We start from the raw sequence: 14227 nt of genomic DNA, 5'->3' as shown, positions 1-14227 counted from the left end.
CGGGCCAGCGGCTGATGTTCAACTACTTCCGGCTCGGCGGCGTCGTCTGGGACCTGCCGGAGCCGCGCGAGGAGTTCTTCTCGAAGACCCGCGACTTCCTCGACCAGCTGCCGGAGTCCGTCGAAGAGTACCACAACCTCGTCACCTCCAACGAGATCTTCCAGATGCGGACGATCGACACGGGAATCCTCCCGCCGGACGTCGCGAAAGACTACGGCGCGACCGGTCCCGTCGCCCGCGGCTCGGGGATCGACTACGACCTGCGTCGCGACGACCCGTACGGCTACTACGACGAACTCGACTGGGACGTCGTCACCGAGGACGGCTGCGACAACTTCAGCCGGCTGCTCGTCCGGATGCGCGAGGTCGAGGAGTCCGCGAAGATCATCGAGCAGTGCGTCGACCTGCTCGAGGACTGGCCGGAGGACGAACGGACGATTCAGGCGAACGTGCCCCGCACGCTCCGCCCGGACGACGACGCCGAGATCTACCGCGCCGTCGAGGGCGCCAAGGGCGAGCTCGGCATCTACATCCGCTCCGACGGCACCGACAAGCCGGGCCGGTTCAAGATCCGGTCGCCGTGCTTCTCGAACCTCCAGACGCTGCCGGAGATGGCCAACGGCGAGTACATCCCTGACGTCATCGCGGCGCTCGGGAGCCTCGACATCGTTCTCGGGGAGGTGGACCGCTGATGGGGACGGCACCCGCACAGCTGTTCCCCGAGTTCCTCGTCGAGACGTTCGGGCTGCCGGGCGTGCTCGGCGAGGTCGTCGCGGCGCTGATCGCGGCGGCCGTCGTCGGAAACATCGTCCTCGCGTTCACCGGCGTCGCCGGTCCGTGGGCGAAACGGAAGATCACGGCGGCGTTCACCGACCGGATCGCGGTCAACCGGATCGGGCCGTTCGGCCTCCTGATCATCCCGGCGTCAGCCGTCCAGCTGCTCGCGAAGGAGCTTATCGTCCCCGAAGGCGTCGACCGTCCCTCGTGGGACATCGCCCCGATCATCCTTCCCGCCTCTGCGCTGCTCGGATTCTCCGTGATCCCGATGGGTCGCCTCGGCCCGATCAACTTCCACCTCGCCGACCCCGAAGTCGGGTTCGCGCTGGTGTTCGCGTTCGCCTCCATCGCCTCGATCTCGCTGGTGATGGCCGGCTACGCGTCGAACAACAAGTACTCCCTGCTCGGCGGGCTCCGCGCCGTCGCGCAGAACCTCGCGTACGAGATCCCGCTCATCGTCACGGCGATGTCGGTCGTGATCTTCGCGGGCACCCTCCAGATGAGCGGCATCGTCGGCGCGCAGACGACGACGCTGGTGACGATCGCCGGGATCGACATCCCGGCCTGGTACGCCTTCGTGAACCCGTTCGCGTTCGTCCTGTTCCTCACGGCGAACATGGCCGAGATCGGACGGAACCCGTTCGACATCCCGGAGGCGCCGACGGAGATCGTCGCCGGGTACCAGACCGAGTACTCCTCCGCGTACTTCGTGCTGTTCTACCTCGGCGAGTTCGTCCACATCTTCCTGGGCGGCGCGATTCTCGCCGTGACGTTCCTCGGCGGCGCCTCCGGGCCGGGCCCGGAGAGCATCGGCTTCATCTGGTTCGTGGTGAAGATCTGGGGCTTCTTCCTGTTCACGCAGTGGGCCCGCTCCGCGCTGCCGCGCGTCCGCATCGACCAGCTGATCGAGATCGGCTGGAAGGGAATGCTGGTGCTGTCGTTCGCGAACCTGGTGCTCACGGCCGTAATCGTGGGGGTGATCGCGTAACATGATCGGACTCATGAAATCCATGGCGACGACGATGAAACACGCGCTGGACGGGTCGACGTTCACGGTGGAATATCCGGAGGACGCGCCCGAGGTGAGCCCGCGGTTCCGCGGGGTCCACAAGTTCAGCCAGGAGCGGTGCATCTGGTGCCGCCAGTGCGAGAACGTCTGTCCGAACGACACGATCCAGATCGTGCAGGACGACCAGCGCAACGGGGAGCAGTACAACCTCCACATCGGGCAGTGCATCTACTGCCGGCTCTGCGAGGAGGTCTGCCCCGTTGACGCGATCATCCTCACGCAGAACTTCGAGTTCACCGCGGACACGAAGGACGACTTCGTGTTCAACAAAGAACAGCTCAAGAACGTCCCGTGGTACAAGGGGATCGATCCGCTGGAGTCCCGGAACCCGGATCGCGGTGCGTGGGTCGGGGAGGGCGACGGCGAGGTCGACTACCAGTAGCGGGCGCGTCTCGAAATCTTCAAAGGGGTTCTCATAGGAGACAAACACAATGGTTTATGCTACCATCGCGTTCGGGCTGTTCGCCGCAGTCACGCTGGCGTTCGGCCTCGGGGTCGTCCTGGCGCGCGACGTGTTCCACGCCGCGCTGCTGCTGGGCGGAGCCCTGACGAGCGTCGCAGTGCACTACGTGATGTTACAGGCGGAGTTTATCGCCGCCATGCAGATCCTCGTCTACGTCGGCGGGGTTCTGATCTTGGTCACGTTCGGTGTGATGCTCACGCGATCGGACACGGAAACGGAGGTGAATAGCGCATGAGCGACGATAACTCGGAGCGGGGCGGGCGTCTCGTGCCCGCTGTTGCGGTCGCGCTCCTGTTCGGGACGATGGCCTTGACAACGCTGTCGGCCGACTTCGCGGCGGAGGGAGCCGGATTCCCGGCCGACGCGTCGGTCGTCCACAACATCGGGTACGCTCTGTTCAATCTCGGCGCGTACGACGTCGCGACGATCCCCTCCGAGGGGTTCCTCGCCGCGTTCCTGATCGCCGCCGTCGCGCTCGACGTCGCCGTCGACGGGGCGGTGTACCTGGCGAAGCGCGAGGAGGGCGGCTCGATTATCGCCGCCGTGGGGCAGGCGCTCACCGACGGGGGTGAGCGGCAGTGACCGCCGTCGCCTCCTCGATCCCGCCGGAGTGGTACCTGCTGCTCGCGGCCGGTGTCTTCTGTATCGGCCTGTTCGGTATACTCACGCGGCGCGACGCACTGTACTTCCTGATGAGCGTCGAGCTCATGATGAACGCGGCGAACATCAACTTCGTCGCCTTCGCGCTGTACTACGGCGACCTGACGGGACAGGTGTTCGCGCTGTTCGTCATCGCGCTCGCCGCCGCGGAGGTCGCGATCGGTATCGGCATCATCCTGGTGTTGTACCGCAACTTCGGTGTCACAGACGTGACCGTTCCAACGGAGATGAGGTGGTAACATGATAGATGTGTTCTCATACGTTCCGGCGATCGTCCTCCTGCCGTTCTTCTCGTTCCTGATCGCGCTCGGTGCCGGCAAGTACCTCCCCAAGGGAGGGGCCTTCGGCGGCATCGCGGCGACGGCGGGCTCGTTCCTGCTCTCGCTGTGGGTGCTCGCGACGGTCGCGGGCGGCGAGGCGGCGAACCGCACGCTCTACACGTGGGCGAGCGCCGGCGGGATCGGCCCGACGGACGTCGAGCTCTCGTTCGGCATCCTCGTCGACCCGCTGTCGGCGCTGATGCTCGTCATCGTCACGCTCGTCGCGCTGCTCGTGCACGTGTTCTCGCTCGGCTACATGAACGACGAGGGCGAGACCGGGCTTCCGCGCTACTACGCCGGGCTCGGCCTGTTCACGGCGTCGATGCTCGGATTCGTCGTCGCCGACAACCTGCTGATGGCGTTCATGTTCTTCGAGCTGGTCGGGCTCTGCTCGTACCTGCTCATCGGGTTCCACTTCCGCGAGCCCGGCCCGCCGTCGGCGGCGAAGAAGGCGTTCCTCGTCACCCGCTTCGGGGACTACTTCTTCCTGATCGGCGTCGTCGCCGTCATCGGGACGTTCGGCACCGCGCAGTTCGCCGGACCGGAGTCGTTCCCGGCGCTCGCCGAGGCGGCGCTCGCCGGTGAGGGCTCGGTCGCGTGGACGCCCGGCGGCGTCGACCTGCAGACGTGGCTCACCGTCGTCGGCCTGCTCGTCTTGGGCGGCGTCGTCGGGAAGTCCGCGCAGTTCCCGCTGCATACGTGGCTCCCCGACGCGATGGAGGGCCCGACGCCCGTCTCCGCGCTGATCCACGCCGCGACGATGGTCGCGGCCGGCGTCTACCTCGTCGCGCGGATGTACGGCTTCTACGCGCTGACGCCGACGACGCTCGCGGTGATCGCCTTCATCGGCGGATTCACCGCGCTGTTCGCGGCGACGATGGGGCTCGTGAAAGACGAGCTGAAGCAGGTGCTCGCGTACTCCACCATCTCGCAGTACGGCTACATGATGCTCGCGCTCGGCGCGGGCGGGTACGTGGCCGCGGTCTTCCACCTCACCACCCACGCGTTCTTCAAGGCCCTCCTGTTCCTCGGCGCGGGCGCGGTGATCATCGCGATGCACCACAACGAGGACATGTGGGACATGGGCGGGCTCAAATCGAAGATGCCCGTCACCTACTACACCTTCCTGGCCGGGTCGCTGGCGCTCGCGGGCATCTTCCCGTTCGCCGGCTTCTGGTCGAAAGACGAGGTCCTCTACGAGGCGCTCGTCCACGCGCCCGGCGAGCCGCTGCTGTTCGGCGGCTACCTGATGGGACTGCTCGCGGTCCCCGTCACCGCGTTCTACACGTTCCGGATGGTGTTCCTGACCTTCCACGGCGAACCGCGCAGCGCGACCGCCCGCGACCCCGAACCCGTTCGCTGGAACGTCAAGGGGCCGCTGACCGTGCTGGGCGCGCTCGCGGTCGTCACCGGCTTCATCAACATGGTGCCGGTCCAGAAGGTCCTCGGCCTGGAGGGGATCGACCTGCTCCACCTCTGGCTGGATAACCACTGGGGCGGTATCGAGGGGCTCTCCTCGCACCACTACGCCGACATCGGGCCGTACAGCAGCGAGTACATCGTCGGCGGCGAGGTCGCCACGGTGCTCGTCGGCGCGGCCGTCTCGCTCGGCTTAGCGCTGACCGGTCTGCTGGTGGCGTGGCGGCTCTACAACGTTCCGTCGCCGACGGAGCACACGGCGAAACTCGGCTGGATCAAAGACGTGCTGTACAACAACTACTACCTCGACGAACTGCAGGTATGGCTCGCGTATCGCACCGAGGACGTCGCCGGCGGTGCCGACACCTTCGACCAGGGCATCATCGACGGCGTCGTCAACGGCGTCTCCTCGGTGAGTCTCATCGGCGGTGACCGGATCCGGCAGGTCCAGAACGGCGTCGTCTCGCAGTACGCCGCGCTGCTCACGCTGGGGCTGGTCGCGCTAATCTTAGTGCTCGGCGTCACCGGGGGGTGGTTCGTGTGATACTCGAAGCGCTCATCGCGGTGGCGTTCGCAAGCGCGCTCGTCGTCCTGCTCTCGCCGAACGAGTGGGCTGGCCGGCTCGCGTTCGCCCTGAGCCTGATCCCCTTTGTCGGGTCGTTATACCTCTGGTCCGGCTTCGACGGCTCCGGCAACGCCCTCACCGGCGGCGAAATCGCCTACCAGACGCAGATCGAGTGGCTCGAAGTCGGCGGCCGCTCGGTCTCGTGGTTCGTCGGGCTGGACGGCATCAGCCTCCCGCTCGTCGTGCTCACGACGTTCCTCGTCCCGCTGGCGATCCTCAGCGCGTGGACGCCGATCGACTCGCGGCAGAGCCAGTTCTACGGGCTCATGCTGTTCATGGAGGCGAACCTCCTCGGCGTGTTCACGGCGCTGGACTTCTTCCTCTGGTTCGTCTTCTGGGAGGCCGTCCTCGTCCCGATGTACTTCCTCATCGGCATCTGGGGCGGTCCCCGGCGGAAGTACGCCGCGATCAAGTTCTTCGTCTACACGAACGCGGCGTCGCTGCTGATGTTCATCGGGTTCATGATGCTGACGTTCGCGCTCGGCGACTCCGTGAGCTCGTTCGCGCTCCCGGAAATCACGGCCGCGATAGCGGACGGCGGCCTCGAGACCTGGTTCGGTATCTCACCGGGCCGGCTCGCGATGGTCGCGTTCCTCGCGATGTTCCTCGGGTTCGCGGTGAAGGTCCCGATCGTGCCGTTCCACACGTGGCTGCCGGACGCCCACGTCGAGGCGCCGACCCCCGTGTCGGTGCTCTTGGCGGGCGTCCTCCTGAAGATGGGGACGTACGCGCTGCTCCGGTTCAACTTCACGATGCTCCCCGATCAGGCGTCCGCGCTCGCGATCCCGATCGCGGCGATCGCCGTTATCAGCGTCATCTACGGCGCGATGCTGGCGCTCGCGCAGAAGGACCTCAAGCGCATCGTCGCCTACTCCTCCGTCTCGTCGATGGGGTACGTCATCCTCGGGCTCATCGTGTTCACCGAGTACGGCGTCGGCGGCGCGACGTTCCAGATGGTCGCGCACGGCCTCATCTCGGGGCTGATGTTCATGGCGGTCGGCGTCGTCTACAACGCGACCCACACGCGGATGGTCGGCGACATGGCCGGCATGGCCGACCGGATGCCGGTGACGGTCGGCATCCTCGTCGCCGGCGCGTTCGGCTACATGGGACTGCCGCTGATGGCCGGCTTCGCGGGCGAGTTCTTCATCTTCGTGGGGTCGTTCTCCGCGCCGGCGCTCCCGTACGCGCCGGTGTTCACGGCGCTCGCGATGTTCGGCATCGTCATCGTCGCCGGCTACCTGCTGTCGGCGATGCAGAGCACGCTGTTCGGGCCGTTCGAGCTCGCGACCGACTACGAGATCGGTCCCGCGCCGTTCCACGACGTCGCCCCGCTCGCGGTGCTTCTGGCGGCGATCATCGTGCTCGGCGTCGCGCCCGACATCTTCTTCGAGATGATCCGTGACGCTGCCGTTCCCGTGGTCGAGGGGGTGAGCATTAATGGTTAACACGCTCCCGCAGGTGACGGCGCTGCTGCCCGTGCTGCTGCTCGCGTTCACCGGGCTCGCGCTGCTGCTCGTCGACACCCTCAGCCCCGACACGCGGTCGAACACCTCGATGGCGGTCGTGAGCGCGCTCGGCGCGCTGGCCTCGCTGGCCGCGACCGTGTGGTTCGTCGCCTCCGGCACCGGCGGCGGCGACACCGGCGGCGCGATTCTGCTGTTCGCCGACGCGGTCAAGGTGGACACCATGGCGCTGTTCTTCACCGCCATCTTCGCGTCCGTGACGTCGCTCGTCGTCGTCGCGGCCCACGACTACTTCCACGACCACCCGAACCCGGCGACGTTCTACTCGCTGACGCTGTTCGCGGCGACCGGCATGTCGCTGCTCGCGGTCGCGAACTCGCTCGCGGTCGTGTTCGTCGCCCTGGAGATGGTGTCGCTGCCGTCGTACGTGCTCGTCGCGTTCCTCAAGCAGAACCGCGGAAGCGTCGAGGCTGGCCTGAAGTACTTCCTCGTCGGGGCGCTCTCCTCGGCGATATTCCTGTTCGGCATCTCGCTGGTGTACGCCGCGACGGGGTCGCTGATGCTCGGCGACGTCGCCGGGGTCCTCGGCGACATCGCCGCGGGCACTGACGGCCTCGACAGCCGGAGCGGGATCGCCGGCCTCGGGATCGTGATGATCCTCGGCGGCGTCGCGTTCAAGACCGCCTCCGTCCCGTTCCACTTCTGGGCGCCGGAGGCGTACGAGGGAGCGCCCGCGCCCGTGAGCGCGTTCCTCTCCTCGGCGTCGAAGGCGGCCGGCTTCGTGGTCGCGTTCCGCGTGTTCACGGAGGCGTTCCCGGTCGGCGCGTCGCTGTCGGCCGACATCAACTGGGTGCTCGCGTTCGGCATCCTCGCGGCCGTGACGATGACGCTCGGTAACTTCGCGGCGGCCGTCCAGGAGGAGGTCAAGCGGATGCTCGCGTACTCCTCGATCGGCCACGCCGGCTACGCCCTCATCGGCGTCGCCGCGCTCACGGCCGACGGGAGCGGCAACGGCGCGGTGATGGGCGCCGCGATGGCGCACCTGCTCGTCTACGGGTTCATGAACACCGGCGCGTTCCTCTTCGTCGCGATGGCGGAGCGGTGGGGCGTCGGCCGGACCTTCGAGGACTACGCCGGACTGGCCAAGCGTGCGCCCGTCGCCTCGACGGCGATGGCCGTGTTCATGTTCTCGCTGGCCGGCCTCCCGCCGTTCGCCGGCTTCTTCTCGAAGTACTTCCTGTTCATGGGAGCCATCGACAACGGCTTCGTGTGGCTGGCGGCCGTCGGCGCCGTCAACAGCGTGATCTCGCTGTACTACTACAGCCGGGTCGTGAAGGCGCTGTTCATCGACGACCCCGCGTCGCCGACTGCGCTGGACGCGATCGACGTGCGGCCGACGGCGCTGTACGCCGCGGTCGTCTTCGCGGCGGTCGCGACGGTGCTGCTGTTGCCCGGCTTCGGTCCGGTCATCGAGACGGCCGAAGCGGCCGCGTCGGCGCTGTTCTAGCGGCCTCGCGGTCCGGTGCCGTTTTTCGCTCCGCTCCGTTCGGTCTCCTCGTCCGTCCCGCTTCGATCGCTCGTCCGGTACCCCCAGGTATTCCCGCGTCCGGCCCCTCGATCCGGGTATGAGTAGCAATCGGACGTACCGCTGTCTGAACTGCCTGGAACACACCGTGAGCCGAGCGTTCGACACGTCGCACCTCTCGGTGACGTGTCCGAACTGCGGTTCGTTCGAGCGGTTCGTCAACGATGCGGTGTTTCAGCAGTTCCGCGCGTTCGAGGAGTCGCCACCCGCGGAGCTCGATTGGGCGCGGCTGGACCGCACGGAGAAGCTGATGGTCTCGGAGCGGCTCGTCCGCTCGACGAAGACGCTGGCGGACTTCTCCGTCGTCGACGGAGAGGCGTCGCCCGGAGAAGGGGAGGCGGCGGCCGGAGAAGGGGAGGCGGCGGCCGGGGACTGAGTCAGCGCGCGTACAGCTTCCCGCCGACGAGAGACGTGAGCCCGTCGTCGTCGCTCGGCGTGACCGCCACGTACGGCCTGTCGACGGGGCCGAACACGTCGACGACGCGGCCGACCGTCGAGAGCGACTCGTCGACGACGGCCGCGCCGATCCGCGGCGGTTCCTCGCCGCGGTCGCCGCGGGCGATCGCGAGCCCCCCGGCGGTGCGGACGACGGTGCCGACGCGCCGCATCGTCACTCTCGGATGACCCCGAGGTAGGCGGCGACCGCCTGCACGAGGTCGTTTTTCGCGGTGTCTTCGGTGCCTCGGACGACCACCGCGCCTCGGGGCTCGAACTCGCGGGAATACGTCTTGTCGCGTTCGATCACCGCGTCGTAGCCGACCTGCTGGACCGCCTTGGCGATCTCGTCGACGGTCGGCTCGGGGACCGCAAGATCCGTCGGGACGCGACGGCCCTCCGAGCGCGACCGCTCGGCGTCGAAGTACGCGGGATAGACGACGTTCTCGACCATACCGGAGAGGCGAGCGCGCGGCCTAAGGTCGTTTCGGACCCGCGCGGTCGCGGTCGGCGGACGGTCCGGGGCGCGCTCGGGCGGTCCCCGGTGCGCTCGCCCCGGTAGCCCGCCCGCGGGCCGCCCCGGAACCCTTTTGGACGAACACGGGTCACGTTCCTGTAATGAGCGATCTCGAAGCGGAGTACCGTCTCGATTACTTCGAGGAGGAGGGGTTCGTCCGGAAGGAGTGTCCCTCCTGTGGCGCGCACTTCTGGACCCGGGACGGCGACCGCGAGCTCTGCGGGGAGCCGCCGTGCGAGGACTACAGCTTCATCGACGACCCCGGTTTTCCGGAGCCGCACTCGCTGTCGGAGATGCGGGAGGCGTTCCTCTCCTTCTTCGAGGAGCACGGGCACGAGCGGATCGACCCGTACCCGGTCGCGGCGAACCGCTGGCGCGACGACGTGCTCTTAACGCAGGCGTCGATCTACGACTTCCAGCCGCTCGTCACGTCGGGGCAGACGCCGCCGCCCGCGAATCCCCTCACCATCTCGCAGCCGTGCATCCGGATGCAGGACATCGACAACGTCGGCAAGACGGGCCGGCACACGATGGCGTTCGAGATGATGGCCCACCACGCGTTCAACACCCGCGAGGAGGTCGACGAGGACGAGTACGCCTATCACGGCGAGGTGTACTGGAAAGACGAGACGGTCGCGTACTGCGACGAGCTGTTCGAGAGCCTCGGCGCGGATCTCGAGGAGATCACCTACATCGAGGACCCGTGGGTCGGCGGCGGCAACGCCGGCCCCGCCATCGAGGTTATTTATAAAGGCGCCGAGCTGGCGACGCTCGTCTTCATGTGCATGGAGCGGGACCCCGACGGCGACTACGAGATGAAGGACGGGCACACGTACTCGTTCATGGACACGTACATCGTCGACACCGGCTACGGGCTCGAGCGGTGGACGTGGATGAGCCAGGGGACGGCGACCGTGTACGAGGCCGTCTACCCCGACGCGATCGACTTCTTAAAGGAGAACGCGGGGATCGAGCACACGGAGGCGGAACAGGAGCTCGTCCACCGCGCCGCGAAGCTCTCCGGCCGGCTCGATATCGACGACGTCGACGACGTGGAGGACGCGCGCGGCGATATCGCCGACCGCCTCGACGTCGACGTCGAGCGACTGCGGGAGCTCGTCGAACCCCTCGAATCAATCTACGCGATCGCCGACCACTCCCGGACGCTCGCGTACATGTTCGGCGACGGGATCGTGCCCTCGAACGTCGGCACGGGCTACCTCGCCCGGATGGTGCTGCGCCGGACGAAGCGGCTCGTCGACGAGGTCGACGTGGACGCGCCCCTCGACGAGCTCGTCGACATGCAGGCGGAGCGGCTCGGCTACGAGAACCGCGACACGATCCGCGAGATCGTCCGCACCGAGGAGCGGAAGTACCGCGAGACGCTCGAGCGCGGCTCCCGCAAGGTGGAGTCGCTCGCCGACGAGTACGCCGGCACCGGCGAGCCGATCCCGACAGAGACGCTCTTAGAGCTGTACGACTCCCACGGGATCCAGCCGGACATGGTCGCCGACATCGCGGCCGAGCGCGGCGCGACGGTCGACGTCCCGGACGACTTCTACGCGCTCGTCGCCGACCGCCACGAGGAGGCCGACGCAGACGAGGGCGGCGACGAGGCCGACGAGCGGCTCGGCGAGCTCCCCGAGACGGAGAAGCTGTTCTACGACGACCAAGGCCGCACCGAGTTCGAGGCCGTCGTCCTCGACGTCTTCGAGCGCGAGGAGGGGTACGACGTCGTCTTGGACCAGACGATGTTCTACCCGGAGGGCGGCGGTCAGCCCGCCGACCGCGGGCAGCTCACCGCCGGCGAGACGGCGGTCGACGTGGTCGACGTACAGGAGGAGGGGGGCGTCGTGCTCCACCGGACGGACGCCGACCCGGGGAAAGGCGAGTTCGTCAAGGGACAGGTCGACGGCGACCGCCGCGACCGGCTCCGCGCGCACCACACGGCGACCCACCTGATCGGCCACGCCGCCCGCGAGGTCCTCGGCGAGCACGTCCGGCAGGCGGGCGCCCAGAAGGGGATCGACTCCTCGCGGCTCGACGTCCGCCACTACGAGCGGATCTCCCGCGAGGAGGTCAAGCGCATCGAGCGCGTCGCCAACGAGCTCGTCCGCGACGACGTGCCGGTGCGTCAGGAGTGGCCCGACCGCAACGAGGCCGAGGCCGAACACGGCTTCGACCTGTATCAGGGCGGCGTCCCGCCGGGAACGAACGTCCGGCTGATCCACGTCGGCAACGCCGACGTGCAGGCGTGTGCGGGCACGCACGTCGACCGTACCGGCGAGATAGGCGCCGTGAAGGTGCTGAAGACGGAGCCGGTTCAGGACGGCGTCGAGCGCATCGTGTTCGCCGCGGGCGGCGCGGCGATCGACGCGACCCAGCGCACGGAGGACGCGCTGTACGACGCGGCCGACGCCCTCGACGTCGATCCGCTCGACGTCCCCGAGACCGCCGAGCGGTTCTTCGAGGAGTGGAAGGCGCGGGGCAAGGAGATCGAGTCGCTGAAAGAGGAGCTCGCGACCGCGCGGGCCTCCGGCGGCGCCGACGCCGAGGAGGTCGAGATCGGCGGAGCCACCGCGGTGATACAGCGGCTCGACGGCGACGCCGACGAGCTGCGCGCGACCGCGAACGCCCACGTCGACGACGGGAAGGTCGCGGTCGTCGGCAGCGGGGCGGACGGCTCCGCGAGCTTCGTGGTGGGCGTTCCCGACGGCGTCGACGTCAACGCCGGGCAGGTCGTCTCCGAGCTCGCCGGCCGCGTCGGCGGGGGCGGCGGCGGACCGCCGGACTTCGCGCAGGGCGGCGGGCCGGACGCGGACGCGCTCGACGACGCGCTCGCGGCGGCGCCGGACGTGCTACGAAGCCTGCAGGAGGCCTGACGACACCCCAACCTCCCATGCCACACGCGACCAACGGCGGCGTCTCGATCCGATACGAGGTCGACGCGCCGGACGCGGGCGATCCCGACGAGGCGGTGGTGTTCTGCGGTGACGTGGGGCTCGGCGCGTGGCAGTTCGGCTGGCAGCACGCCGCGCTCGCCGGGCCGCACACGGTGATCACGCCCGAGACGCGCGGCGTGGGACAGTCCGACGCTCCGCCCGGTCCGTACGCCGTCGAAGACCTCGCCGCGGACGTCGACGCGGTGTGTGCCGCGGAGGGGGTCCGGAACGCCCACCTCGTCGGCTACGGCCTCGGCGGGATGGTCGCGCTCGCGGCCGCCCTCGCCTCCTCGCGTCCGGCGAGCCTGACGGTCGTCGGCACGCCGCCGTCGGGCGACGCCTACAACGCCGGCGGGGTGTGGGCCGACCCGTCCGACCCCGCGGCGGTGGAGGGGTCGCTCAGCGGGCTGGTCTCCGTCGACTTCCGCGAGGCGCACCCGGACGCGCTCCCGCGGATCGCGGAGTGGCGGCTCGCCGAGGACGCCGGCCGCGAGACGTTCGAGGCCCACCGCGCGGCCGTCGAGTCGTTCGATATCACCGACAGGCTCTACGAGATCACGACGCCGACGCTCGTCGTCCACGGGACCGACGACGCCGTGTGCCCGATGACGGCGGCGGAGACGCTCGCGGAGGGGCTCCCCCGCGGCGAGCTCCAGGCGGTCGAGGGGGCGCGCCACCTCGTCGGCGTCGAGGCGTCGGCCGCGGTCAACGACGCGCTGGTCGGGTGGCTCGCCGAACACGCGACCGACACGGTGACGTGACTGTCTGCGGCCGGGCCGGGACGCTGGAGCGGCGGCCAGTGGGTGCCGATGCCACGGTGTCGTGATCGTCGACAAATCTTACTCGATGCTGACGGAGATTCGCTCACTCTGCGAGGTGATCTCATCTCCCGGCGGTCGTGCGTCTGGTGGCGTTCGTGGGTCTCACGGCAGGGGTGATCGACCGGACGATTCACGACTGTCGTCGCCGTGTCTCGCCGTGAGACGGCGGTTGCGTTCGTTTCTACCCGGCGGCTGCATTCGTTTCCACCGGATGAGAATAGCAAGTAGCATTATTAATAATTACATAAACATTTAGTCATGGTAACCTTATCTGACAGCGTCGTCGTCGTCACCGGTGCGGCGTCGGGGATGGGTCGATCGATGGCGCACGAATTCGCCGATGCGGGCGCGGCGGTGGCCGTCGTCGACATCGACGCCGACGGCGCAGCGTCGGTCGCCGATGCGATCGGATCGGCCGGCGGGGAGGCGATCGCGGTAGACGGTGACGTGACGGACACCGAAAGCGTCGAGCGCGTCGTCGATCTGACCGTCGACGAGTACGGCACGATCGACGTGCTGTGTAACAACGCCGGCGTCCTCGACGACTTCGCGCCCGTCGGAGAGACCACCGACGATCTCTGGAACGGGATCTTGGACGTGAATCTGACGGGGCCGTTCTACCTCACCCGCGCCGCGCTCCCCGCTCTCCGAGACGGGAGCGACGAGGGGGTCGTGATCAACACGGCGTCCGTCGCCGGCAAAGTCGCCGGGGGAGGCGGGGCCGCGTACACGACATCCAAACACGGCCTGATCGGCTTCACGAAACAGCTCGCACACGATTACGGCCCCGAAATCAGGGCGAACGCCGTCTGTCCGGGCGCCGTCGAGACGGGGATGACCGAAGAGATGATCGAGGACTTGGAAGCGATGACGGCCGACACGCCCGCCGGCCGGTACGCCGATCCCGAGGAGATCGCGAGCGTCGTCGCGTTCCTCGCGAGCGACGAGGCCTCGTTCGTCCACGGCACCGCGGTCGACGTCGACGGCGGGTGGCTCGTCGACTGATCCGACACCGGGACGGCGTGGCGACTCCGCCGCCGTCGGGGGAGGAGGACACTCGGCGTCGAACCGGCGCGGCGGCGTCCACGGACCGAGCCCGACGGCGGAACGCGGGGAGCGACAGGCGAC

General features: G+C 68.4%; 15 protein-coding genes. 13 read left to right on the top strand and 2 right to left on the bottom strand.

Annotated features, from left to right (window positions below; genetic code table 11):
- The 10 genes from B4V06_RS17295 to B4V06_RS17250 form a co-directional block, all read left to right on the top strand.
- Positions 1-692 (top strand): NADH-quinone oxidoreductase subunit D-related protein (locus tag B4V06_RS17295; RefSeq protein ID WP_498170783.1); only part of this gene is annotated, 692 nt, incomplete at its 5' end.
- Entirely contained in the window at positions 692-1765 is a 1074-nt protein-coding gene (locus B4V06_RS17290; protein ID WP_123114307.1) for a complex I subunit 1/NuoH family protein, read from the top strand. The genes B4V06_RS17295 and B4V06_RS17290, both read left to right, overlap by 1 nt.
- A 1-nt stretch (position 1766) precedes the next feature.
- Positions 1767-2228, top strand: coding sequence for a NuoI/complex I 23 kDa subunit family protein (locus B4V06_RS17285; RefSeq protein WP_123114308.1), 462 nt, complete (start codon positions 1767-1769; stop codon positions 2226-2228).
- A 49-nt stretch (positions 2229-2277) separates the two neighbouring features.
- Positions 2278-2544: an NADH-quinone oxidoreductase subunit J gene (locus B4V06_RS17280; protein ID WP_123114309.1), complete on the top strand. Its 267-nt coding sequence runs from the start codon at positions 2278-2280 to the stop codon at positions 2542-2544.
- Complete coding sequence (locus B4V06_RS17275) at positions 2541-2891, top strand: hypothetical protein (RefSeq protein WP_123114310.1); 351 nt, start codon at positions 2541-2543, stop codon at positions 2889-2891. Before B4V06_RS17280 ends, B4V06_RS17275 begins: the two co-directional genes overlap by 4 nt.
- Positions 2888-3208, top strand: coding sequence for an NADH-quinone oxidoreductase subunit NuoK (gene nuoK / locus B4V06_RS17270; protein ID WP_123114311.1), 321 nt, complete (start codon positions 2888-2890; stop codon positions 3206-3208). The genes B4V06_RS17275 and nuoK overlap by 4 nt, the downstream gene beginning before the upstream one ends.
- Position 3209: 1 nt before the next feature.
- On the top strand, positions 3210-5252 hold the full coding sequence (gene nuoL / locus B4V06_RS17265; protein ID WP_123114312.1) for an NADH-quinone oxidoreductase subunit L: 2043 nt from the start codon (positions 3210-3212) through the stop codon (positions 5250-5252).
- Positions 5249-6781 (top strand): complex I subunit 4 family protein, encoded by a 1533-nt coding sequence (locus B4V06_RS17260; RefSeq protein ID WP_176329329.1) that lies wholly within the window; start codon positions 5249-5251, stop codon positions 6779-6781. The genes nuoL and B4V06_RS17260 overlap by 4 nt, the downstream gene beginning before the upstream one ends.
- Entirely contained in the window at positions 6774-8306 is a 1533-nt protein-coding gene (locus B4V06_RS17255) for an NADH-quinone oxidoreductase subunit N (RefSeq protein WP_498170779.1), read from the top strand. The genes B4V06_RS17260 and B4V06_RS17255 overlap by 8 nt, the downstream gene beginning before the upstream one ends.
- A 118-nt stretch (positions 8307-8424) precedes the next feature.
- On the top strand, positions 8425-8760 hold the full coding sequence (locus tag B4V06_RS17250; RefSeq protein ID WP_498170778.1) for a hypothetical protein: 336 nt from the start codon (positions 8425-8427) through the stop codon (positions 8758-8760).
- A gap of 1 nt (position 8761) precedes the next feature.
- Here the strand turns inward: B4V06_RS17250 and B4V06_RS17245 are convergent, their stop codons facing one another.
- Together B4V06_RS17245 and srp19 are read right to left on the bottom strand one after the other, a co-directional pair.
- On the bottom strand, positions 8762-8992 hold the full coding sequence (locus tag B4V06_RS17245) for an H/ACA ribonucleoprotein complex subunit GAR1 (RefSeq protein ID WP_123114315.1): 231 nt from the start codon (positions 8990-8992) through the stop codon (positions 8762-8764).
- A 2-nt stretch (positions 8993-8994) separates the two neighbouring features.
- The gene (srp19, locus tag B4V06_RS17240; protein ID WP_092563260.1) at positions 8995-9273 is read right to left on the bottom strand and encodes a signal recognition particle subunit SRP19; all 279 of its coding nucleotides are present in this window, start codon (positions 9271-9273) and stop codon (positions 8995-8997) included.
- A 164-nt stretch (positions 9274-9437) separates the two neighbouring features.
- Here srp19 and alaS point away from each other — a divergent pair, with 164 nt between their 5' ends.
- The 3 genes from alaS to B4V06_RS17225 all read left to right on the top strand — a co-directional run bounded on the left by alaS (position 9438) and on the right by B4V06_RS17225 (position 14104).
- On the top strand, positions 9438-12218 hold the full coding sequence (gene alaS, locus B4V06_RS17235; protein ID WP_498170775.1) for an alanine--tRNA ligase: 2781 nt from the start codon (positions 9438-9440) through the stop codon (positions 12216-12218).
- Positions 12219-12235: 17 nt separating this feature from the next.
- Complete coding sequence (locus B4V06_RS17230) at positions 12236-13039, top strand: alpha/beta fold hydrolase (RefSeq protein ID WP_498170773.1); 804 nt, start codon at positions 12236-12238, stop codon at positions 13037-13039.
- Positions 13040-13357: 318 nt separating this feature from the next.
- A complete protein-coding gene (locus tag B4V06_RS17225; RefSeq protein ID WP_498170771.1) occupies positions 13358-14104 on the top strand; it encodes an SDR family NAD(P)-dependent oxidoreductase in 747 nt (248 codons plus the stop codon).
- Positions 14105-14227 lie beyond the last annotated feature (123 nt).

The organism is Halorubrum sp. B53 (assembly GCF_059752395.1).
Note: the sequence above shows the minus strand (reverse complement) of the source record. Positions and strands in the feature narration are given on the sequence as shown.